Genomic DNA, 22,763 nt, shown 5'->3' with positions numbered 1-22,763 from the left:
ATCCGGAACCGTGTCGGCGGGGATGAAGGCGTGGGGATGCTCCTCGGCTTCCACCTTGCCGTCGACGATATGGATGCGGCGATCCATACGCGAAGCCATGTCGAGATCGTGGGTCACCGCAACCACCGTCTTGCCGCGCTCGCGGACCAGATTTTCGAGGATGGCGAACACCTGCTGCGAGCTGTTGCTGTCGAGGCTGCCGGTCGGCTCGTCGGCGAGGATGAGCGGCGGATCGTTGGCCAGCGAGCGCGCCACGGCCACCCGCTGACGCTGGCCGCCGGAAAGCTGGTCGGGCCGCTTGTCGAGATGCTCGCCGAGCCCGAGGGAGGCCAGCAACTCCCCCGCCCGCTCGCGCATCTCGGGCCGCGCCAGCCGGGCGAGCCTGCGCATGGGAATCTCGACGTTCTCCCGCGCGGTGAACTCCGGCAATAGGAAGTGGAACTGGAACACGAAGCCGATCATCGACAGGCGCGTCGCCGCAAGCTCCCGTTCGCCCATCGGCCCGGTGTCGCGGCCGCCGATACGCAGCGTGCCGGAGCTCGGCCGGTCCAGCAAGCCGAGCAAATAGAGCAGCGACGACTTGCCGGAACCGGACGGGCCGGTGATGGCGACGAACTCGTTCTCCTCTATCGACAGCGTCACGTCCTTGACCAGCGTGACCGGAACGGTTTCCGGGAGCACCCGCGTCAGGTTTTCGGTCTCGATCAGGGCGCTCATGTCGCACCCCTGATGATGTCGACAGGGTTTTGCCGCGCCGCGCGCCGGGCCGGCAGATACCCCGCCACCGCCGCCGAACCGATCGCGAAAGCGGACGCGATGACGTAGTGCAGCGTGCTCCAGGCGATCGGCAGCCGCGTCATCTCCTGGCCGACATTTGCGATCTCGAAGCGCACCAGCGACAGCGCATAGACCATCGCGAAGCCGAGCAGCCAGCCGAGCGCCGAGCCGGCCACCCCTATCGCCATGCCCTCGATGAGGAACAGGTGGCGCATGTCGGACGCGGGGAAGCCGAGCGACTTCATGATGGCGATATCGCGCGCCTTCTCATGCGTGATGGTGGAGATGATGTTGTAGATGCCGAAACCGGCGACCAGCATGATGGCGCCGACAACCGCGTACATGATGACATTGCGGATGACCAGGGCTTCGAGAATGGATTCGTTCGCCTCCTGCCAGGCGACGGCCTTGTAGCCGAGTTCGACCTCGGCGCGGCGCGCCACCTCGGGAGCGCGGTTCGGATCGTCGAGCTTGATGCGGATCTCGTTAATGGCATTCGGCCGTTCCGAAAGGATCTGCGCGTTCTTCAACAATATGTAAGCCTCGCCCTCGTCGCGCGCCGTCGTGCCGGTGTGGAACAGGCCGGCGATCTTGAAGCGGCGCGCCAGCCCCTCGGAGGAAACCGCCGTTATCGTATCGCCGAACTTAGCGCCGAGGCGGTTCGCCATCGTGTCGCCGATGAGCACGTTGTTGCCTCCCGCCGCAAGTGCCTCGAAACTGCCGCGAACGAAATCGCCGACGATCGGCGAGATGGCCTGCTCGCGTTGCGGGTCGATGCCGATGATCGTCGCCCCCACATCCCGGCTGGCGTAGCGGATCACGCCCTGCGTCTTGAGGCTTGCCGCGACATGTCCCGGTATCCAGCCGTCCAGCCAGGCGGTCGCGGCGATATGGTCGATGATCCCGCGCCGGTCCTCGCGCGGCCGCAATCCCGATATGGCGACCGTGTCGAACGCATCCTCGGCCGGCTGACGCCGGGCCGTGCGATGCTCGTCGGTGATGTCGACATGCGGCATGGTGTCGACGAGCTGCTTCACGAAATCGTCCTGGCCGCCCTGCATCAGCGCCGCCATGGCAATGGAGAAGCCGACGCCGACGGCAACGCCGATCACGGCAACGAGCGTCTGCCGGGCGCGGCCGGCGATATGGGTGAAAGCGATGTCGAGGATGAGTGGCATTGCCTCGTCTCAGTTCGCCTGTGCACCAACGGCCACACGCGCGCCGTCGCGAAGGTCAGCCGGATATGGTGATACGACACGGCTCTGCTCGTCGATACCCGACAGGACCTCTACGCCACCGGTGCCGCGAATGCCGGTGCGGACTTGCCGGCGCCGGGCGGCGTCGCCTTCGACCACGACCACGTTGTTGCCTTCGACCGTCACGGAGGGAACCAGCAGCGCATTTTTCGAGACGCGGACGATGATATTGACGTCGGTCGACATGCCGATCCTGAGCGGCGTATCGTCCGGCAGGCGAAAGCGGACACGATAGGTTTTCGTCACCGGATCGCCTTTCGGCGTGATGCTGTCCACCACAGCCTCCAGATTGCGCCCCGGGAACGCGTCGGCCCGCAGGAGGGTTCTCTGCCCGACATCGACGCGCGGGATGTCCTCCTCGTTGACTTCGGCCACGACGAGCAGCGGTTTCAGCTCGCCGACCCAGAAGAGCGCCGTGTCGAGTTCCGCGACCTCGCCCACCTCGCCGTCCTGCCGCAGCACGATGCCCGGGCCCGGTGCGCGTAAGATGTAGTTCTCAAGCCGCGCTTTCTGTCCCAAGACAAGCGCCCGTATCCCGGCCAACTCGCTCTGGGTGCGATCAAGCGCCTGCTGGCTGGCCGAATTTCGCTTCGCGAGCACGGAAAGCTGCTGGAATTCCTGTTCTGCGAGAATCTGCCGGGCCTCGAGCTCGCCGAGTGCCGCGTGGGCCTCGCCATCGTCCAGGCGGGCCAGCACGTCGCCCCGCCCGACCGTTGCGCCCTCGCAGTCGCATTGCCAGACGATCCGCGCACGCACCACCGGCGCGACCTTGGCCCAGGTGCGCGGCTCGACCGAACCGCTTGCATAGACGATTTCCGCAGCATCGCCCCGTGAAGGCGTCACAACCGACACCCTCGCCGGCCGCCAGACATACCAGGCTGCAAGGCCCGCCACAGTCGCAATCACGAGAGTGCCGACGATCCAGCGTATCAGCAGCACGAAACGCTCCCGACGGGTTTCCACGGAAACAAACTATAGCATCAGACCGACCGTCGGTCTATAAAAGCCGCATAAAGAACGGCGCCATGCTCCCATCCGGCGACCCGCACGTGCCGAATTGTGTCTTGGAAGTATGTCTTGGAAGTATGTCTTGGAGAATGTGCCTTGCCCCGTGTGAAGAAAACGCCCGAAACGCGCTCCACCGAGCTTCTCGATTGCGCCCAGCGCCTCTTTTTCGAGCGCGGCTATGACCACACGACGGTGAACGACATCATACGCGAGGCAGGACTGTCGAAGGGCGCCTTCTATCATTACTTCGCATCGAAAGAGGCGCTCCTGGAGGCGCTCGCCGCCCGGCTGGCCCGCGACAGCCTTGCAGAGCTGCAGCCGATAGTCGACGCCCCCTCGCTTGATGCGGTCGGCAGGCTGAATGCCCTTTTTGCGGGCGCGCAGCAGTTCAACATCGAACTCGCTCCGCAACTCAGGCAAACTTTCGCCATGCTTTTCAGGCCGGAGAATGTCGTGCTCTTCCACCGGACCGACCAAGCCGGCCGGGCTCTTGCCCTGCCCCTGATCGCCGGGATACTCCGGCAAGGGAACGAGGAAGGCGCCTTTGACGTGCCCGACCCCGAAACATTCGCCGACATGCTGCTTCAACTGAGGCTGATCGTCCGGGACATCATGTACCAGGCCCTATGCCGGGCCGCCAACGCGAATGTCGAAGCAGTTGCGCAGACACTCGATGATCGCCTGCGCCTCTACGGCGTCGCAATCGACCGCCTGCTTAAGCTTCCGGACGGAACAATCAAGGTGGTGGAGCCGGGGTTTGGTCGGGCCTTTCTGGGGACTGGCGGCTGATAAGGCACAGTCCCTGATCCCCCCTGACGGGAATAGGCGCTGAAACTCGGGCCGGCGCTCACTGGTGGCCGAGACGCCGATACCCACGGAGGTCTCGACTAGGGTCTAAACTCAACGGCTGATTTATGATTCAATCGGCTCATGGAGGATATTATGCCATGAGCCGATTGTTTTGGCTGAATGACGAACAATGGTCGAAGATCGAGCCGCTTCTTCCGCATTACGGCAGCCCGCCCCGTGTCGATGACCGACGCATTCTCAGCGGCATCATTCATGTGCTTCGATGCGGCTGCCGCTGGTGTGATTGCCCGTCCGAATACGGCCCTTACACCACCGTGTACAACCGTTTCAACCGCTGGTCCCGCAAGGGGATATGGCAACAGATCTACGCCGCCCTGACCGGCGACCAGCGCTCCCCACGCCAGCTTCTGGCCGACAGCACTCACATCAAGGCGCACCGCTCGGCGGCCGGTGCTGAAAAAGGGGGAAGCAATGTCAGGCGATTGGTCGCTCCCACGGTGGTCGAACAACTAAGATCCATGTCCTGAGCGACGGCAAGGGTCGGCCTCTCGTCCTTGCGCTCACTCCCGGACAGACTGCCGACATCAAGATGCTGCCCGTCATGCTGGATGCCGTACGGGCCGCAAACGAGCTGCTGGCCGACAAGGCCTATGACAGCGACTGGTTGCGCGAGGAACTGGAAAACCGGGGGACACGGGCGGTCATCCCCAACAAGGATGACCGCAAGTATCTGCATCCATTCAATAAAAAATATTACAAAAAACGCAATGCCATCGAGCGCATGTTCTGCCGCCTCAAGGACTTCAGGCGCATCGCAACCAGATACGACAAGCTGGCCAGAAACTATCTCGCCTCTCTATGCCTCGCTGCTCTCGTCACATGCTGGTTGCGTTGAGTCTCGACCCTAAAGCAACTTGTATTCAATTCGATGGATCGAATCGAATACAAGTTGCGGAAAATATAGAATCTAGAGCGCGCCTTCTGATTCCATCAGAACGTCCGGCGCTCTAGCTCATAGCCATGCGCGGCGCACCAAGCGTCATCCTGCTGGCGCTGATCGGAAATGGAGACGTCATGCTCCGCCTGCTGCGGTGGAAGCGCACAGATAAAGCACGGCTTGTGGTCCACGCCGTCGCTTGCGAGGATCATACCTGCCAGTTTTCATTTTTATATTTTCTGACAGCTAGTTAGCGCCCATCGATTATAGTACTTTGGCGTACTGGATCGTAGTTTTGGCTATCATGGCGGCCAATAGCGTAGGACTTGGTTGCGGGGGCAAGCAACCATCTCAAATTGCTCTCCTTACCACCTCACCGCCACGCACTGGAGCAATGGGCTGCAGAAGCGCGTATCGGGCTATTTCATGCCGCAGCGTAGTCTCGGCGATACACCCTTGGTTCGTACGAGAGGATTCCGGATGCCGAGGCTGCCTTCCAGTGTCCGGTTGTGACCCATGTCCTCAGTATAGAGTATCCCGCAGTCTGCCGGAATGGCGGCCGACGCGATGCAGGCATCATAGAATGACAACCGGTAGCGCTTGGCGATGTAGCGCGCATGATCGTGCACTTCTTCGGTCAAAGCAACCACCCTGCAGAAGCTGCGGACCAGGCCGAGGAACTGTCCGATCTCGTTCCAGCCCATCGTCAGCTTGCGTGCACATACCTGCGTCACTTCATTCAACACCTGCACGCTGATGAGCGGGCTCATCCTGAGCAGCGCCTCGCCCACATCCGCCTTGGCCGGATCGTCGGACAGCAAGTAAAGCACAATATTGCTGTCCAGAAATGCTTGATGTGGTGCAGCCACGGGTGTTCGCCTCGTCCCGGTCGAACTTGAAGTCAGCGGGCAGCTTGCCGCGGAACTTGCGCAGCTGCGCCAGCAGTGCCTCGGAATCGGGTTTCTTGCGGATGGCGAACTTTCGGGGTTCATCGACCAGAATTTCGATATCGTCGCCCTCGCGCAGCTGCAGCGCCTCCACCACACTGGCGGGAAGACGGACGGCCAGGCTGTTGCCCCACTTCGCGACTTGCATTTCGGATCTCCTGTTCATGATATACATATCGGCAATGTATATCCGTGCAATTTCTCGAGAATCAGAGCAGTCAGCACCTAATAAACATCGTCATAAGCACCGAAATAATGCTGACTCATCAGGTTCATCGATATGCGTTCTGTCTATTAACGCCAGAGTATTGTCAATTTCGGTACGTAGGATGTCCAGTACGGTGGTCACGCCTGCTTCACTCCCAACGGCAAGGCCCCAGAGCCATGGATGCGCCACGAGACATGCGCGTGCGCCGAGCGCCAATGCCTTACCACGTCAGCTCCATGCCATACCACCGTCAATTAGTACCTCGGTCTTGTAGCCATTAACCGCTTCGAGAATGGATGTGAGCATTTCAATAGTCGCGGATACCCAATATCGCTCATGTTCGAGTAGACAAGAACGCCCGCTTCAGCCTTCGATGCTTCGATCGTTTTGTTGTATTCGTTTGGATAGTAATCAGGCAAAGAATGTTCTTGATCCTGTACCAGGACGAGCATGAGGGCAGCCGCCGTCAAGGCAAGCTAAGCTAAGCTAAGGTAAGGTAAGGTAAGGTAAGCCATCTTATCTTAGGTTACCCCTTTTTTGAATTCGTTTTATTAAGACATATATTTATAGTAATTCAATTATTATTTTATGGATAAGTCGATGTTAAAATACCGTCAAATGAAATTTTCTTTGCCAGACATGGCATTTCCTCATGCCCGAGTTGATCGGCGGGCAATCGGGCGCCCGGCCCTCTCCTTCAGAAACGGGATGACGAATTTAGCTCATGCCAGCCCCCAAAATGTTCATTTGCTATAAGAGCATCGCTGGCAACAAAAAGGATTGTAACCGGTACTGACACGATAGTTGCGGGACGGAACCTTCAGAGCTGTCCAGGGCTGGTCTCCAATGCTCGGTTCGCAGCACACCGGGTTTGAACGCTCATCATAGACACCTGCAATCAGTGAAATTTCGCGATATGACACAGCCACTGGAAGGTATTCGCGTCCTGGAACTCGGCAACTTTATCGCCGGCCCGGTCTGCGGAATGTTGCTCGCCGACATGGGTGCAGATGTCATCACGGTCGAGGCCTACGCCGGCTCACTGTCGATCTGTGGCGAGCCGAACGACATGCCGATGCCCGCGGGCATTCAGACTGCTGATAACAGCCTCCGGGTGAGCTTAAGCGTCCAGCGCGCATCGCGGTCCTTGTGGTGTAGCTTCGCCGGCTTGTCCTTCCCGTGTTCGGGAATGCGCCCCGCCTTGATATTGGCCTTCTCGGTATTGGTGTTGCGCTGACGTGAGACGGCAATCAGCGAGGCGCCGACGATCTGCCCGGACATCGAGTTGATCGCCAAACCCGCTCAGCCGAGCCAGACGCTCATCAGTGTCGAGAAAACCTGGCTGCCGCATGCCTTCGCTGAAAACCCGTCGGGATACTGGACCACACGCCAACGCCCAAAACCAGTGGTTCTTCGAACTCTCCAGGTCAGCGATCCACGAAGGGCGACGGGCTCAACAATTGCCGTCTGCCACTTGACAGGGATGCGTGGCATAGGTACTAATCCACCTGACAATATATAATTTCTATCGACTATGTTAGTTTATATGGCGACCTATCTGGTATCTACCCCCACGTGCTGTCAGGGCAATTGACCTCGCTATTCCACCGCGGGCGCGAGCGGAATGTCGTGGGCTGCCGAAGGGCGGCCGAGAAAAACTTGCGCCAAGATCATCGCGCGGAGCCTGACTTTCAATGCGTTGAGTACGCTCGGGCGCTCCCGCAGTTCGGTGCCTTACATATCGGTTCCGGCGGAGTCCCTCCGGTTACAATCAAGAGGAAACAGGTACATGGCTCACAGGGCAGGCATTAATCATGCATCAGGAGTGACGCGGCGCGGCTTGCTCGTTCTCGCGAGCCTGCTGGCGCTGGCCGCGGGTTCGCACGCGGCCAATGCCCAGGATGGACAGGCAGCGGCGGACGACACGCCCCAGCAGGGTGGGGTTCTGTATTACGGCGAGATAGCGCCGGAATTTTCCAATGTTCAGATCCAACGAGGCGGACAGCTCACGGTTCAGACCGTGCTCAACGCGCTGGTCGATCGGCTGGTTGCCATCGATCCGGATACGCTCGATCTGGTGCCCTGGATCGCGACGGACTGGACTGCCAACGATGACTTCACACAGTTCACCTTCACCATTCGCGACGGCGTGACGTTCTCGGATGGCACCATACTGGATGCGGAGGCCGTTCGGGACAACCTGGACTTTCTGGGCCGCGGCAACGTATCCCAAGGCCTGCCGCCGTCGGCCTACTTCGTCGATTACGACCGTTCCGAGGTCACGGGTCCCAATCAGGTCACAACATGGCTGAAGTCGCCCGATAACGGCTTCTTGCGCACCCTCGCCGGTCTGACCTCCGGACTGGTGACGCCTGCCACGCTCAAGCTCCCTAAGGAGCAGCAGTCGAGCCTCGAGCATACCGTCGGTTCCGGCCCGTTCGTGTTCGAGTCGCAGGTGCCGGACCAGGAGGTCACGCTGAAGCGGCGCGATGATTACCGGTGGGCTCCGGCGTGGAGCAAGAACAAGGGTGCGGCATACCTCGACAAGGTGGTCATCAAGATCATCGAAAACATATCCCTGCGGGCCGGTGCGGTTCGATCCGGCGACGTGGACGTGGCGCGGGGCATCCTGCCGTCCGACGAGAACGGGCTGAAGAACAGAGGGCTTCAAATTCTCGTCGCGAAGTCGGCCGACCTCACGGCCAACTTCTCCGCATGGCGCGTCCAGAACCCCTCCGTCTCCGATGTGCGGGTCCGCAGGGCGCTCCAGAAGGGGGTTGATGTCAAGAAGCTCACCAGCGCCGTCTTGTCGGACAGCTACGCGCCGGCTGCGTCCATCGTGAACCGGATTGCGCCCCACTTCCACGATTTCTCCGGCGACGTCGGCTACGACCCCGTGGAGGCGGAGCGCCTGCTGGATGAGGCCGGGTGGACGAAGGGCGCCGACGGCATCCGCGCCAAAGACGGCCAACAACTCGTTATCGTCGCGGCTGCGACGGGACAGGCGGTCAGTGCCAAGCCCGGTTGGGACTTCATTGTGCACAATCTCCGGGAGATCGGCGTAAAGGTCGAGTCACACGCTGGTGATGCTGCCTTCGCCGCCGCGGCGAACAGGGATCCCGAAGTGGAAACCAGCACGACCCGGCTGCTTTACTACTCGGGGGTCGGCGACCTCTTCTCGGGGAACAGTTCACGCACGCTCAGCAAGGATCCTCATCTGGAAGAGCTGACACGGCGGTCTCGCGCAGCCAGGACCGCGGCGGAGAAGGATGAACTCGAGCGCCAGATCCAGAAGTACATCCTGATCGATCAGGCACTGACCTTGCTGTTATGGGATGAAGTTCAGGTCCATGCGGCCGCACCCGGGGTATACCTCGACTTCAACTCGGCAACTGCGCCGAATTTCCATGGCGCATGGAAGGTGTCGAACAGCAATTGACGTATTGCGACTGTCCAGCCAGGGCTTCTTGCAAGGAGTTGTTCATGCTTCGTAGCTTGATATCCAGGATCCTGCAAGGAGTCTTTGTGCTTTGGCTCGCCTTCACCGCGGTCTTCGTGTCTTTGGAGCTCGTTCCGGGAGATGCTATCGACGCGGTGCTTGGGTCGGATACGAACTACCCTCAACATGTACTTGATGCGATGCGAGATTATTATGGATATTCCCAGCCCGTTCTGGAACGCTATCTGACCCAGCTCGGGAACTATGCTCAGGGGAACTTCGGTTATTCGATCTCAACCGGTCAGACCGTGCTCCAGCGGATCGGCGAGGTCTGGCGGCCGACGCTCATCATCGCCTCGCTGGGCATCGCCCTGGCCACGGTGATCGGCCTCGCCGTGGCGGCGACGGCAAGCCTGACGCCGTTCGGCTGGCTGGCCGCCGCGGTGCGCGCACTGCCGCCGGTGTTCAGCTCGGCGCCGGCCTTCCTCGTCGGCGTACTCATCCTGCAAATCTTCGGCGTGCAGCTCGGCCTGGTCAGGCTGACGCCGGACGGATCGTTCCTGTCCAGCTTCTTTCCTGCATTGACCATCGCCATTCCCTTGTCCGCGCCGATAGCCCAGGTTCTCCTGGCGTCCGTCGACGAGGTCAGGAACGAGCTGTTCGTCAGGAATCTCCGGTCAAAGGGCTTTAGCGAGACGCACATCTTCTGGGCGCATCTGGTCAGGATAGCGGGGCCGCCCACGATCACCGTCTTCGGCCTGGCATTGGCCCATGTGGTCACCGGGACGGTCGTGGTTGAGACGGTCTTCTCACGCGCCGGTCTGGGACGGGTGATCGTCAAGGCGGTGTCCGGCCAGGATTTGCAGCTACTTGGAGGGCTGATCCTCCTGGTGGCGACCATCTACGTCGTCGTCAACATCCTGATCGAACTCCTCTATCCCCTGCTCGATCCGCGCATCAGGACGGCTGCGCGGCCGTGACCCGGTCCCGGCGGTTCCTCGTCATCAAGGAGACAGCCCATGAGCGTTGAACTCATCCCGGAACTCGAGGGCGTGAAAGCCGCTCCGGCGATCCCGGATGGCCGGCCATGGCGGTGGGTCTCCTGGCTTCCATCCATCATCATCGTCGTCGTCATCGTGCTTTGGGCCATCTTTCCGGGCCTCTTTACCTGGCACGATCCGCTGGCAAGCAACTACGACGCCCTGTTCTATCCGCCGAGCCTCGACTATCCCTTCGGCACAGACCAATTGGGGCGCGACGTCTACGCACGGGTGGTTCACGGAACAAGCAATATGGCGCTCACCGCCGGCAGCGCCGTCGTCATCGGCTTCTTCGGCGGGACGATCATCGGAGCGGCGGGCGCGGGAATCAGGCTTCGGATCGTCGACCACTGCCTGATGCGCATCAATGACACGTTGCTGGCTGTTCCCGGCTTGCTCGTCGCGCTGGTCTTGACGACCGTCTACGGCGCGAGCTCGGCGGCGCTCGCCCTCGGTGTGGGCATTTCCCTGATACCTCCGTTCGCCCGTGTGGTGCGATCGTCGATCCTGAGGGTGAGGGCACTGCCTTACGTGGAGGCGGTCGCCATGTCGGGCGCGAGCACGCTGCGCATCGCGGCCCGCCACGTGGTGCCCAACTCCGTCGGACCGGTGATCTCGCTGGTCGGCGTCGAGTTCAACACCGCGATCATCGCTGTCGGCAGTCTCGGTTTTCTCGGATACGGAGCCCCGCCACCCACCCCCGAGTGGGGGCAGATCGTGGCTGACGGTACCAATTACATCGACAGCGCCTGGTGGCTCAGTCTGTTGCCAAGCCTCGTCCTGCTGATTGCCGCCATTTCCATCAATAGAACGATCTTCCTGCTGAAGGCGACGCTCCGCTACTGAAGGACTCCGTCATGGCCAATCACGACAGCGCAACACCGCTGCTTGACATTCGAAACCTTTCCGTGGTGGCTGCGGCTCGCGGAGAGGATATCAAAATCCTGAACTCCGTCTCGTTCTCGGTTCCACCGGCGACATTCACGTCGCTTGTCGGAAGCTCCGGTTCGGGCAAGTCGACGATCGTCAATTCGGTGCTTGGTCTGCTGCCGCCCCGGCTCAGGATCTCCCACGGGGTGATCAGGGTCGACGGACGTGACGTGCGCGGCATCCCCCCCGTCCTGGCCCGCCGGCTGTTGGGACAGCAGATCGGGTACATTCCGCAGGACCCGGCAACGTCCCTCGATCCGGTCCGGAAAATTGGCGCGCAGCTTGTCGAGGTGCTGCGGTGGCACCGCTACCCCGGCGGGCAAAAGACGCACGCCGCGCTGGCGCTCGAGGCGTTGGAGAGCGTCGGTCTCGATGACCCGGCTCGGGTCGCCGGCCAGTATCCGCACGAGTTGTCGGGCGGCATGCGGCAACGGGTGCTGATTGCCCAGACACTGCTCCTGCGGCCTCGACTGATCCTGGCCGATGAACCCACTTCCGCGCTCGATGCTGTTGTGCGGAACCAGGTACTCGCGCTCATCCGCAGGCCGATCTACGATTACGGTGCCTCGGTACTCCTGGTAACGCACGACATAGCGGTTGCCATCGAGCATTCGGACAACATGATCATTCTCGATCATGGCTCGGTCGTGGAGACGGTCCGGCCGTCGCAACTGGACGGCTCGAATTCCCCGGCAACCCAGCAGTTGGTCGTCGCCAGCCGACTTGACCTGAGCCGGCCGCAAGGCCCCGCCCGCAAGGTCGAGGCGCCCCGGCTCATCCGGGCGGAGAAACTCGAAAAATCCTTCGATTCCAGGCGTGGAGCGGTCGTTGCGATCCGCGATGTTTCCTTTGAGGTCAAACGTGGCGACATCGTCTCGCTCATCGGTTCATCCGGTTCGGGCAAGACGACAATCGGCCGGATCGTATCGGGTCTGACGCAGCCGTCGGCCGGCGTCGCGGAGGTGGCCGGGATCACCATCGATTCAGGGCTGGACAGGGTCCGTCAGCGCAGCGTGTGGGAGAAGGTCCAGTACGTCCACCAGAACCCGCAAGGCGCGCTGAACCCCCGCTTCACCGTGCGGCAGAACCTGCAGGAATTCACCCGCCGGCGGGGCCGCGCCGGCGAGAAAGTCGCGACGCATGAGGAATTGCTCGACAAGGTACGGATCCCCCGGCAGTTCCTGAACCGGTATCCGGGCGAACTGTCGGGAGGGCAGGCGCAACGCGTGGCGATCGCGCGCGCCATCGGCGCCGGTCCGGAGCTGATAGTCCTGGACGAGCCGACCTCGGCCCTCGATACGGTCACTCAGTACGAGATCCTGACCCTCCTCCTCAAGCTCCAGGAGGAACTCGGCCTCGCCTATCTGCTCATTTCCCACGATCTGGGCATCGTCAAGGCGGTATCGACCCGCGTCGCGGTGGTGAGCGACGGCACGATCGTTGAGCTCGACAAGCCGTCCGCCATCTTCGCGCACCCGGCGCACAGGGTCACCCGGGAACTCATCGCAGCCATTCCTCGCGAGAGACGCCATCCGGGCGCCAGCGCGACCGCAGCCTAGGGCGCGTTCCGATCGAATGGAATCATTTGATCGATAAGAATTCGCTCAAAATCAAGGAGTTAGAGTACGTCGGCGGTTCAACGAAACGATGACGTGCTCTGATACCGCTAAAGGAAGGAACCGGACCATGTCCCAACGCGAACTCGTGCTATTCGCCCATGTCTATCTTCTGCCAGGACTGCGCTCGGCCTGGAAACTTGGCACGATCGAAGCAAACGACCCCTTCGATCCCGACTATTTCGCCCGCTACGGCCGGCTGCTCGAGGAGTACCGGTTCGACGCGATCTTCGCCGGCGATTCTCCCGGGCTCGGCGGAGCGATCAGCGACCTCGCGGATACGCCGGTCGGACGTCTTGATCCCCTGATCCTGCAATCCGCTCTCAGCCGCGGGACGACGAATATCGGCCACATCGTCACCGCCTCGACGACCTACAACCACCCGTACAATCTGGCCCGGCGCCTTTCGTCGCTCGATCATGTCTCCCGGGGCCGGCTGCTGTGGAACGTTGTCACGACCTACGCCGCCAAGTCGTCAAAGGCATTCGGACTGGATGAAGTCCCCGACCGTGCGTCTCGCTACGCGAGGGCCGAAGAGTTCCTGCAGGTAGCCGACGCACTGTGGCGGGCCTGGGCGCCTGATGCCCTGGTGGGCGACAAGGCAACGAAGCTCTGGGCACGTCCCGACCGGGTCATCCCGATCAACCATCAGGGCCAGTTCTTCCGGGTCGAGGGCGTGCTCCCCGTCCCCTATTCCCCTCAGGGAAGGCCCGTCATCATTCAGGCCGGCGGCTCCGAAGAGGGCCGGGAGCTGGCGGGGCGATGGGCCGACTTCGTGTTCACCGCCCAGACCGACCTGGACGAGGCCAAGGCGTTCTCCAGGGATCTCAAGGAAAGAGCCCGCAAGCACGGGCGCGGGACGGATGAGCTGAAGATCATACCCGGACTTGTGTCCATTATCGGCAGCACCGACGAGGAAGCGAACCGGCTGGCCGATACCGTATTCGAGCTCGAGGGCGAGGAATCCCTCAGGGAGAAGCTCTCCAGCTTCCTTGGCGCCGACGTCAGCGGGTACGAGCTTGACCAGCCGCTTCCCGAGAGCGTGCTGGCCGGCCTCGCCAGATCGGAGAGCATCTCGGTCGGCTTCCAGAACGCCGTTGTGGCGCTGGCGCGCGATGGCCGTCTGACGCTCCGGCAGTTGCTGCGCGCTCAACGGATCGGACACAACGTCATCATCGGGTCCCCGGAGCGGTTGGCGGACCACATCGAGAAGTGGTTCACCGAGGGCGCCGTCGATGGCTTCAACGTCCTGCCGGACCCGTATCCGTCCAGCCTGGAGCTGTTCGCCACCGAGGTGGTCCCGTTGCTGCAGAAGAAGGGGATCTTCAAGCGCGAGTACCGGCCCGGCACCCTGCGGGAAAAGCTGGGGCTCCGCCAGTTCCACTGACGCATGCCGGCAACCCGGCCGATTCCTCGGCTCGAGCCTGTCATTGTTTCACGGAAACGATGACAGGCTCGAGGGGCACTTTCCGGCAGGGGCTAATAGTAATGTTACCCCCGTTTTCAGATCAACTCAGTCCAAAATGCTCGCGCGCGGTGCTGCCCGTGTAGTCGTGGCGGAACAGTCCGCGCCGGCGCAGGATCGGCAGCACTTCGTCGACCAGGATCTCGAACCCGGACAGATAGGGGTCCGGCAGGAAATTGAAGCCGTCCGCCGCCCGCTCCCGGAACCAGGTTTCGATCGAGTCGGCCACCTGCTCGGGCGTGCCGATAATCAGCCGATGGCCGGCACGCTGGCTGCGCAGCAGTTGCCGCAGGGTCAGATCGCCATCGACGGCGAGGTTGACCTGCGCCTGATAGAAGCCGTGGGACCCGGGCTGATCGCCCGTTCTCGAAACGAGAAGCTCCTTCGGCAGCGGCTGGTCGAGATCGTAGGCGCGCAGATCCCGGCCGAAATGCGCCGACAGGGCAGCGAGCTGCGTCTCGGTCCCTTCCGTCTCGAACAATTCGTCGGCCAGACGGCGCGTCTCCTCCTCCATGGACCCGACGATCGTCGACAGCCCCGCCAGTATCCTGATGGAATCCGGCCGCCGGCCCTGCGCCTCGACGCGCCGGCGAATATCGGCATAGAACTGCCTGCCCTCATCGAGAGTCGTCTGGGCGGTGAACACGATATCCGCCCAGCGCGCGGCGAGGTTGCGCCCGGGATCGGAGCCGCCCGCCTGGATGATCAGCGGGCGCCCCTGGCGAGACCGCGGGACGGTCAGCGCGCCCTCCACGCTGAAGTAGCGGCCGCTGTGCCGGATGGGCCTGATCCGCTCGGGTTCCGCCCACCGGCCGGTTGCGCGGTCGCCAATGATGGCGTCCTCGTCCCAGCTCGCCCATAATTTCGTGACCACCTCCAGGAACTCGTCGGCGCGCCCATAGCGCTCCGAATGCAGCGGTGCGTCGTCGAGCCCGAAGTTGCGCGCCGAGGCGGGATCGCGCGTCGTCACGGCATTCCAGATCGCGCGCCCGCCGCTGATCACGTCAAGGCTGCCGAGACGCCGCGCCAGGTTGTAGGGATGGTTGTAGGAGGTGGACGCCGTCACGATGTGCCCGATGCGTTCGGTCGCGCCGACCAGGGCCGATTGCAGGACGATCGGATCGAGCCGGCCCAGCGGGGTGCGGCTCTGATCACCGCTCAGGGCCGGCCGGTCGCCAGCGAAGAGCGCATCGAGCTTTCCCCTTTCTGCGATCCTGGCCAACCGACGGAAATGCTCGAGTTGGAAAATGGCATCGGCCTCGGTCTCCCCGTGATGCCATCCGGACCGGACCCCCTCGACCTGGGCGATATTGACGATGAAATGAAGCTGGCGATCCGTCATGGCGTCTATCCTTGTTGTGCGATCGATGGTGCGGCCGGGCTCCGTCAGCCCGTCGCAGAGAGCGCTGCGGCGGTTTCGTCCGCGCGCCGGAACTGCAGAGACGGCACGGCGTCGAGCAGCGCGATCGTGTAGGGATGGCGGGGGGCGGCGAAAACATCGGCCGTTCGTCCCTCCTCCACGATCTGCCCCTGCTTCATGACGAGGACCGTATCGCTGAACTGCCTGACGATCCCGAGGTCGTGCGAGATGAACAGGTACGCCAGCCCAAGCTCTCGCTGGAGATCGATCAGCAGCCGGAGGATCTGGGACTGGGTCAGCACATCGAGGGCCGACAGCGGCTCGTCGAGCACCACGATCCTGGGCGACACCGCCAGCGCACGGGCAATGGCGACGCGCTGCCTCTGCCCGCCCGACAACTGCGCGGGACGCCGGCCGAGAACGTCGGCGGGCAGGCCGACCTGCTCTATCAGATGGGCGACGCGCTCGCGCCGGGAGGACCGGTTGCCGATCCCGAAGGAGGCCAGCGGCTCGCCGACGATATGGGCGACCGTGTGGCGCGGATCGAGGGCGGAATCGGGGTTCTGATAGACGAACTGCAGCTTGCGCCAGAGCGCACGCCGTTCGCTGCGCCGGTGGTAATCCACCTTTTCGCCATCCACCGCGACAGCGCCCTGCGTCGCCTCGACGAGGCCCAGCAGGATACGCGCGGTAGTCGACTTGCCCGACCCTGATTCACCGACCAGCGCGAGGGTCGATTCCGCCCGCAGCGCGAACGACACGTGATCCACCGCGCGATGCAGCTCCTTGACGCCCGGCAGATTGAAATCCCTGACGAGATCGACCGCCTCCAGCACGACATCCCGTTTCCCGGCCCCGCCGTCCCCGGTCCTGCGCGGCGCGGCGGAACCCTCGGCATCAGCGATTAGCCGGACCGTGTAGAGATCGCCCGGCTTCTCCAGTACCGCGCGGGCGGGGCCGTCCTCGACGATACGGCCGTCGCGCAGCACCACGAACCGGTCGGCGCGTTCCGAGGCGAGCGCGAGATCGTGCGTGATGAACAGAACGGATGTCGCGAACTCCTTGACCAGTCCGTCGAGCAGGTCCAGCACCTGCCGCTGGACCGTCACATCGAGCGCCGACGTCGGCTCGTCGGCGATGATCAGCCGCGGACGCAAGCCGAGGGCGATCGCCACCAGCACCCGCTGCTTCATGCCGCCCGACAATTCATGCGGATACTGCCGGTAGCGCACCTCCGGACGGTTGATACCGACGAGTTCGAGCAGTTCCAGGCTGCGCTTGCGGATCTCGGCGGAGGAAAGCGGCCGCTCGGCCCGATGGATGCGGAAGATTTCCTCGATCTGGGAGCCGATCGTCTTCACTGGATCGAGCGACGCGCCGGGGTCCTGCGGCACGTAGCCGATCTCCAGCCCGCGCAGCCGCCTGAGTTCGCGCGGCGCGGCCGCCAACACGTCGATCCCGTCATAGACGATCTTGCCCGTGGTGACCGTTGTCGAGGGCGACAGGAAGCCCAGAATGGCACTCGCCAGCGTCGACTTGCCGGACCCGGACTCCCCGACGACGGCGACGATTTCCGACCGGTTGACACCGAACGAGACATTCCGGAGCACGCGCGTCGCGGACGTGGCGTCTCCATAGCCGACAGACAGATCCTGCACATCCAGCAGGCGGTCGGAATATCCCGGCATGGCTTTTCTCCTTCAATCGCGGCCCGCAGAGGCGGAGACGCCGCGAAACATGGCGGTCAGATCCGCGTCTTCTTCAGGATGCGCATTCCCAGCGTGGAGAAGGTCACGATGACCACGATCAGCACAAGGCCGGGTAGCGTCGTCAGCCACCACGCCGAGCCGAGGTAGCTGCGCCCCTCGGCAATGAGCAGACCCCATTCGGGCCGGGGCGGCGGCTCGCCGTAACCGAGGAAGCCCAGGCCGGCGATGGCGAGGATCGCGGCGCTGAGATCGATCGCGACCAGCGAAAGCACCGGCCCGACGGAATTCGGCAGGACATGGCTGAAGAGCACCTTCACATACCCGCTGCCGCCGAGATAGGCCGCCTCCACGTAATCCAACGAGCGCACACGCACGACCTCGGAGCGCATGACCCGGGCGAATGACGGGATCAGGGACACGCCGACGCCGACAGCGACCGGCAGCGAGCCCGCGCCGAAACTGGTGGTCAGGACCAGGGCGATCAACAGGCCGGGCAGCGCCAGCAGCACATCGGACACGCGCATGACGGCTGCGTCCACGACCCGCCCGGACGTGGCGGCCACCAGCCCGAGGACGATGCCGACGACGAGGCCGATACCGACGGCGATGCCGGCCATCGTCATCGTCAGCCGGGTGCCGTGCACGACGCGGGCGAAAAGGTCGCGGCCCAGATGGTCGGTGCCGAACCAGTGATCGGGACCCGGCGGAAGGAGCACCGTGAATACGTTCCCCCTGATCGGATCGTAGGAGCCGAACCAGCCGGGAACCGCCGCCCAGAACACCAGGACGGCGAGCACGACATATGGCAGCAGCGTGCCCACCGACAGCCGGCGCAACCTGCCGGCGACGCGCGGTCCGATCCGCTGCTGCGCGACGCGCGCCTCGAAGGCGCCCGTATCGGCTTCAGACATGGCCGATCCCCGAGTTGGCGATGCCGCGCCGCAGGACGCGCGGATCGAGCAGCGGATAGGTCAGGTCCACCAGCAGGTTGACCCCCGCGTACACGACGGCGGTGAGCAGCACGACACCCGCCAGAAGCGAGAGGTCCTGCGCGGAAACCGCGGTCAGCAACACGCGTCCGATGCCGGCGCGCGAAAATACCGTCTCGACCACCACGGCGCCGGTGAAGAGGTGGCCGATCGTCAGGCCAAGGATGGTAAGCGCGGCAGGTCCCGCGTTCTTGAGAACGTGGCGGAAGAAGATCCACGATTCCGATGCGCCCTTGGCGCGCACGACATTGACGAACGGGCTCTCCTGCACGGACGAAATGCTCTTGATCAGCACCTGGCTCAGCGGGGCGGACAGCGGTATCGCAAGGGTCAGCGCCGGTATGAGCAGCGACAGGAACGTGCCGTCCGGGGACAGCCCGATGAGGTTGAACTGCACCGAGAAGATCTGAAGAGCGACGAGCCCCAGCCAGAAGGCAGGCAGCGAGCTGAACAGGCCCGGAATCGCCCGCGTCGCCGCGCGGACGTCGGCGCTGCGGTGCAACGTCGCCAGCAGCACGACCGCGAAGCTGATCAGGATGGCCGCGAAAAGCGCCAGCGCGGCCAGCCGCAGCGTGTATCCGCCGACCTCGGCGATGCGCGCGGTGACCGGCTGGCCAGTGGTGATCGAATAGCCGAAATCACCTGCCGCCAGCAGCGCCAGTTGTTTCAGGTACTGGACGTGCAGCGGCTGATCGTAGCCATAGTAGCTGCGCATCTGCTCGACGGTTTCAAGAGGCAAGGTGCCGCCGTCCGACGCGAGGAAGATCGAGATCGGGTCCGACGGCAGAAGCGCGACGGCAACGAACACGACCGTGAACGCCAGCCATATCACCACAACTGCTTGCGCTATCCGGTTGAGGATATAGATCAGCACGGTTCTCTACCAACTTGCAGCTTCCAGGAGCCGATGCCGGACAGCACGACGGGAACCGCATTCCCGGTAAAACCGACATGAGGACAAACTGGCAAAGCGGCGGATGACATTCCGGTTTCATATCCGCCGCGGGGGCGGAACGCGCACGGGCGATACCGGAGTGCCGCGCGCGTTCCCGAGGCCTATTGCTTCTTCCAGGCGTTGTAGAAATCGGGCGCCGTGGCGGAGTTGAACCCGAGGGACACTTCCGGCTTGGCGATGTGAACCTGCACCTCGTCCCACAGCACCACGGCCAGCACCTCGTCCAGCACGATCGCCTTCTGGATCTCCTTGCGGTATTTGGCGCGCTCCTCCGGCGTGCGTGCCGCGCGCTCCAGCTTGGACAGCTCGGTGACCACCGGGATGTCCTTGAGCGGCTGCGGCGTCCGCTCGCCGGTGAACAGCTTGCCCAGACCGGAATAGTAGTGCGAGCGGACGGAGCGGATCTCCACGTTGGGATCGGTCGCGGCGGTGGCGAAGAACGCGTTGTCCCCCGCCCGCGACTCCAGCACGACCCCGAGATCCCGGTACTGCTGCTCGATGAACTCGAAGCCCGGCTTGATGCTGACGTTCTGGTTGACCGCGGCGACCACGATGCGCAGCTCCTCGCCGTCCTTGCGGCGGATACCGTCGGCGCCGCGCTCCCAGCCCGCCTCGTCGAGCAGGCGGTTGGCCTCCGCGGGATCGAACTTGAGGTGATCGGCGAAGCTCACGAAATCGGGCGCGACCTTGTTGACGATCGACTCCGACGGCTCATAGCTGTCGGACAGCACGGTCCTGATGAGCAGGTCGCGGTCGAAGCCGATCTGGAGCGCCTGACGCACCCGGCGATCGGACACCGCCGGATTGGTCACCCGGAAGGCGGCGAAATTCGTCGTGAGGTCGGCGCTCTTCGCGACCAGCGGCTTCAGCCCCCGCTGGATGAGCGGCGCCTCGTCCTTCGGCTGCACGCCTCTGGCCACATCGACCTGTCCTGACTGTATCGCGCCGGTGCGGATGCCGACTTCCTCGAAGATCTTGATGACGACCTTGTCGAGATGGGCTTCGCCCTGGTTCGCGGACCACGGCGGCGCCCAGGCGTAACCGTCGCGCCGCACGATCACGACTTCCTGATCCGGCACGATGGATCCGAACACGAAGGGACCCGAGCCGATGACGTTCTCGAGTTTGGACTGCCCCGCGTTGTCCCGGGCGAGCGTCGCGGGCGCCACGAGACCCGCCGTCGCCCCGCCGAGCGATAGCAGGAAGTTGGAATTGGGCTCCTTCAGAGTGACCCTGATCTTGTTGGGGGCGAGAACCTCGGTGCCGGCATAGCCCACGAAATCGAGGTTGGGCTGCACCTTCTGGTCGGGACGTCCGTTCCCGAGCAGGTCGAGGTTGGCCTTCACCGCCTCCGCGTCCAGGGGCGTGCCGTCGCTGAAGGTCACGCCCTCCCGGAGGGTGAACTCGAACTCCGTCTGATCCTCGTTGACCTTCCACTCCGTGGCGATCCAGGGCTCGGGCTCCTTCGTCTCCGGGTTGATGCTCACCAGACGGTCGAGCAGCGAACTCAGGAGTGCCTGGACCGTCAGGTTGGTGGCGCGCTGCGTCTGCACGTTGTGATACTGCGGGGCGATCTCCCCGTATATCAAGGTGCCTCCCCTCACCGGGCCGTCCCCTTCAGCGGCCCCGGCGGACAAGACCGCGCCGCCGGAAGCCGCGACGAGAGCACTTGCCAAAGCCACACAGCAGACGCGCGTCACCCATTTCCTCATCGTCATCACCCCTTCCAGCGACAATAGCCCCATCGACCAAGGCCCGGACCGACAAGCCCGAGGCGCTCGCATATTGATTAGTACCTATTTTCTGTAGACATTGTCAAATTTGTAATCGACCGTTATAAGCATGTCCAGCTTCGTTCATCGGTCGGAAAAAACATGTCAGACAACGCACGCAGCCGGCGGCCCGCCGCCAGAGGATTCAAGCTGGGTTTCTTTACCCAGGTCCCGGGCCGTCCCGGCCAGGCGACGGGCGATCTCTATCGTCAGTTGATCGACACGATCCAGGCGGCGGAGGAACTCGGCTATGAAGGCGTGTGGGTCGGCCAGCACCATTTCGGCCTCGGTCACGGCCAGATTTCATCGCCGCTGGTGACGCTGGCGGCGGCGGCGGCGAAAACGACGCGCATAGAGCTCGGCACCGCGGTCATCTGTCTGCCGCTCGAGAACCCGGTCCGTCTGGCTGAAGACGCCGCGACGCTCGACCTGCTGAGCAACGGCCGAGTCAACCTCGGCATTGGCGGCGGAGGTGGCGAGCGGGTGTCGTTTCCCGCGTTCGGCCTCACCCATGAGGACCGGCGGACGCGCTATGATTTCAATATCGGCACGCTGCTGTCCCTGCTCGAACAGCAAGAGATTGTCGAGGGCGTGAAGCTTCATCCGTCCGCGCCGGGGCTTCGCCGGCGAATCTGGGAATCGGCCGGCACCACCGACCGCGCCCGCCTGGCGGCGGTGCATGGCAACGGTCTTCTTCTGGGCACCTTCTCCGACCACCCGGTGCTCGACCAGCAAGCCAAGGCGCTCGCCTACCTCGATGCCTGGGGCGAATACGGCCCGCCTGGAATTGCCCCGCGCATCGCCGCCATGAGGTTCGTCTACTGGGACGAGAGCCGGCAGGCCGTGGCGCGGCAGGTCGAGTCGTTTCTGCCCAATATCTTCACCAATCTGCGCAATAACCGCTCGGAATCGGACCTCCCCACGCTCGACACCCTGGCGTATCTGAAGCGTGTCACCCGTTCCGGTTCTCCTGCCGACGTCCTCGACGATCTGCTGGAGGACCCTGCCCTGCTCGACTACTGCCAATACTTCCTGCCGACGGTCGGGCTGTTTCCATCAGCGGGCCTGAGCACGCCCGGCGCCGACCTTGACATCCGCCGGCTCGAATTCTTCGCCCGCGAGATCGCCCCCCAGTTGGGATGGCAGCCATCAGCGGAAGTATGACGACGGCGATAACGATTTGCAGCGGATGGGGATTCCCGCTGTCGATCCGTCAGCAGCGCGATCATAGAGCCGAAGCGGCCCGTTGAGAACGGCAGCGGGCTGCCGGACGATGACGAGTCACGGCCCGGCGCTCCCGGTCTCGTGATCCGGGATTCCTCCGGACAGAAAAGAGGCTGTATCGCAGCTTCCAGCCTGCCGTCCGGACCCCTTGATGTCCCCCGCCCCTACGCGGCCGGGGTCTGTCCGCTCCGGGCCGGGCCGGCGAACTTCGGGACGTTATCGATAAAACGCGATATTCCTCGCCGCCGTGCCTATGGCAGCCTGCATTCAGTTTAATCCATCGAATTGGACAAGCTCCGGAACAACATGGAGTTTACGGCA

At 63.2% G+C, this 22,763-nt stretch carries 20 protein-coding genes and 1 pseudogene; 9 read left to right on the top strand and 12 right to left on the bottom strand.

The window, feature by feature from the left end; genetic code table 11:
* From ACUSIJ_RS28635 to ACUSIJ_RS28625, 3 genes are all read right to left on the bottom strand, one after another.
* Positions 1 to 717 (bottom strand): ABC transporter ATP-binding protein (locus ACUSIJ_RS28635; protein WP_449311826.1); only part of this gene is annotated, 717 nt, incomplete at its 3' end.
* A complete protein-coding gene (locus tag ACUSIJ_RS28630) occupies positions 714 to 1,955 on the bottom strand; it encodes an ABC transporter permease (RefSeq protein ID WP_449311825.1) in 1,242 nt (413 codons plus the stop codon). The genes ACUSIJ_RS28635 and ACUSIJ_RS28630, both read right to left, overlap by 4 nt.
* A gap of 9 nt (positions 1,956 to 1,964) precedes the next feature.
* Entirely contained in the window at positions 1,965 to 2,972 is a 1,008-nt protein-coding gene (locus ACUSIJ_RS28625) for an efflux RND transporter periplasmic adaptor subunit (RefSeq protein WP_449311824.1), read from the bottom strand.
* A gap of 165 nt (positions 2,973 to 3,137) precedes the next feature.
* Between ACUSIJ_RS28625 and ACUSIJ_RS28620 the strand changes: the two genes are divergently transcribed.
* Positions 3,138 to 3,830, top strand: coding sequence for a TetR/AcrR family transcriptional regulator (locus ACUSIJ_RS28620; RefSeq protein WP_449311823.1), 693 nt, complete (start codon positions 3,138 to 3,140; stop codon positions 3,828 to 3,830).
* A gap of 158 nt (positions 3,831 to 3,988) precedes the next feature.
* Positions 3,989 to 4,746, top strand: a protein-coding gene (locus tag ACUSIJ_RS28615; protein WP_449311822.1) for an IS5 family transposase whose coding sequence is annotated in 2 segments (ribosomal slippage) — positions 3,989 to 4,306 and positions 4,309 to 4,746 — 756 coding nt in all. Because the reading frame shifts where the segments join, the coding sequence is not laid out codon by codon here.
* 461 nt (positions 4,747 to 5,207) lie between these two features.
* Here the strand turns inward: ACUSIJ_RS28615 and ACUSIJ_RS28610 are convergent.
* The 3 genes from ACUSIJ_RS28610 to ACUSIJ_RS28600 all read right to left on the bottom strand — a co-directional run bounded on the left by ACUSIJ_RS28610 (position 5,208) and on the right by ACUSIJ_RS28600 (position 6,159).
* Positions 5,208 to 5,609 (bottom strand): PIN domain-containing protein, encoded by a 402-nt coding sequence (locus ACUSIJ_RS28610; protein WP_449311821.1) that lies wholly within the window; start codon positions 5,607 to 5,609, stop codon positions 5,208 to 5,210.
* Positions 5,524 to 5,883: an AbrB/MazE/SpoVT family DNA-binding domain-containing protein gene (locus tag ACUSIJ_RS28605; RefSeq protein ID WP_449311820.1), complete on the bottom strand. Its 360-nt coding sequence runs from the start codon at positions 5,881 to 5,883 to the stop codon at positions 5,524 to 5,526. The genes ACUSIJ_RS28610 and ACUSIJ_RS28605 overlap by 86 nt, the downstream gene beginning before the upstream one ends.
* A 90-nt stretch (positions 5,884 to 5,973) precedes the next feature.
* Positions 5,974 to 6,159, bottom strand: a complete 186-nt coding sequence (locus ACUSIJ_RS28600; protein WP_449311819.1) for an alpha-hydroxy-acid oxidizing protein — start codon at positions 6,157 to 6,159, stop codon at positions 5,974 to 5,976.
* A 700-nt stretch (positions 6,160 to 6,859) separates the two neighbouring features.
* On the opposite strand from ACUSIJ_RS28600, the pseudogene ACUSIJ_RS28595 reads away from it, so the two are divergent.
* Positions 6,860 to 6,982, top strand: a pseudogene (locus ACUSIJ_RS28595) (CoA transferase); the annotation flags it as partial.
* Between the two features lie 50 nt (positions 6,983 to 7,032).
* On the opposite strand, the gene ACUSIJ_RS28590 reads toward ACUSIJ_RS28595, so the two are convergent.
* Positions 7,033 to 7,239, bottom strand: coding sequence for a hypothetical protein (locus ACUSIJ_RS28590; protein ID WP_449311827.1), 207 nt, complete (start codon positions 7,237 to 7,239; stop codon positions 7,033 to 7,035).
* 493 nt (positions 7,240 to 7,732) lie between these two features.
* Between ACUSIJ_RS28590 and ACUSIJ_RS28585 the strand changes: the two genes are divergently transcribed.
* From ACUSIJ_RS28585 to ACUSIJ_RS28565, 5 genes are all read left to right on the top strand, one after another.
* The gene (locus tag ACUSIJ_RS28585; protein WP_449311818.1) at positions 7,733 to 9,382 is read left to right on the top strand and encodes an ABC transporter substrate-binding protein; all 1,650 of its coding nucleotides are present in this window, start codon (positions 7,733 to 7,735) and stop codon (positions 9,380 to 9,382) included.
* A 200-nt stretch (positions 9,383 to 9,582) separates the two neighbouring features.
* Positions 9,583 to 10,362 carry an ABC transporter permease gene (locus ACUSIJ_RS28580; RefSeq protein ID WP_449311817.1) on the top strand — a complete coding sequence of 260 codons (780 nt, stop codon included), beginning with the start codon at positions 9,583 to 9,585 and terminating at the stop codon, positions 10,360 to 10,362.
* Between the two features lie 39 nt (positions 10,363 to 10,401).
* Positions 10,402 to 11,268, top strand: coding sequence for an ABC transporter permease (locus tag ACUSIJ_RS28575; RefSeq protein ID WP_449311816.1), 867 nt, complete (start codon positions 10,402 to 10,404; stop codon positions 11,266 to 11,268).
* 11 nt (positions 11,269 to 11,279) lie between these two features.
* Entirely contained in the window at positions 11,280 to 12,911 is a 1,632-nt protein-coding gene (locus ACUSIJ_RS28570) for an ABC transporter ATP-binding protein (RefSeq protein ID WP_449311815.1), read from the top strand.
* A gap of 127 nt (positions 12,912 to 13,038) precedes the next feature.
* Positions 13,039 to 14,355, top strand: a complete 1,317-nt coding sequence (locus tag ACUSIJ_RS28565) for an NtaA/DmoA family FMN-dependent monooxygenase (RefSeq protein ID WP_449311814.1) — start codon at positions 13,039 to 13,041, stop codon at positions 14,353 to 14,355.
* A gap of 121 nt (positions 14,356 to 14,476) precedes the next feature.
* Here ACUSIJ_RS28565 and ACUSIJ_RS28560 read toward each other — a convergent pair whose 3' ends face one another.
* The 5 genes from ACUSIJ_RS28560 to ACUSIJ_RS28540 all read right to left on the bottom strand — a co-directional run bounded on the left by ACUSIJ_RS28560 (position 14,477) and on the right by ACUSIJ_RS28540 (position 21,164).
* Positions 14,477 to 15,775 (bottom strand): NtaA/DmoA family FMN-dependent monooxygenase, encoded by a 1,299-nt coding sequence (locus tag ACUSIJ_RS28560; protein ID WP_449311813.1) that lies wholly within the window; start codon positions 15,773 to 15,775, stop codon positions 14,477 to 14,479.
* A 44-nt stretch (positions 15,776 to 15,819) separates the two neighbouring features.
* The gene (locus ACUSIJ_RS28555; RefSeq protein WP_449311812.1) at positions 15,820 to 17,481 is read right to left on the bottom strand and encodes a dipeptide ABC transporter ATP-binding protein; all 1,662 of its coding nucleotides are present in this window, start codon (positions 17,479 to 17,481) and stop codon (positions 15,820 to 15,822) included.
* Between the two features lie 56 nt (positions 17,482 to 17,537).
* Entirely contained in the window at positions 17,538 to 18,413 is an 876-nt protein-coding gene (locus tag ACUSIJ_RS28550; RefSeq protein ID WP_449311811.1) for an ABC transporter permease, read from the bottom strand.
* The gene (locus ACUSIJ_RS28545; RefSeq protein ID WP_449311810.1) at positions 18,406 to 19,365 is read right to left on the bottom strand and encodes an ABC transporter permease; all 960 of its coding nucleotides are present in this window, start codon (positions 19,363 to 19,365) and stop codon (positions 18,406 to 18,408) included. Before ACUSIJ_RS28545 ends, ACUSIJ_RS28550 begins: the two co-directional genes overlap by 8 nt.
* Positions 19,366 to 19,547: 182 nt before the next feature.
* Positions 19,548 to 21,164 carry an ABC transporter substrate-binding protein gene (locus ACUSIJ_RS28540; RefSeq protein WP_449311809.1) on the bottom strand — a complete coding sequence of 539 codons (1,617 nt, stop codon included), beginning with the start codon at positions 21,162 to 21,164 and terminating at the stop codon, positions 19,548 to 19,550.
* A 156-nt stretch (positions 21,165 to 21,320) separates the two neighbouring features.
* On the opposite strand from ACUSIJ_RS28540, the gene ACUSIJ_RS28535 reads away from it, so the two are divergent.
* The gene (locus ACUSIJ_RS28535) at positions 21,321 to 22,382 is read left to right on the top strand and encodes an LLM class flavin-dependent oxidoreductase (protein WP_449311808.1); all 1,062 of its coding nucleotides are present in this window, start codon (positions 21,321 to 21,323) and stop codon (positions 22,380 to 22,382) included.
* The last annotated feature ends 381 nt before the right edge of the window (positions 22,383 to 22,763 follow it).

The organism is Pseudochelatococcus sp. B33, assembly GCF_053570585.1.
The sequence above is the reverse complement of the archived record's forward strand: the minus strand, read 5'-3'. Positions and strand labels throughout refer to the sequence as shown.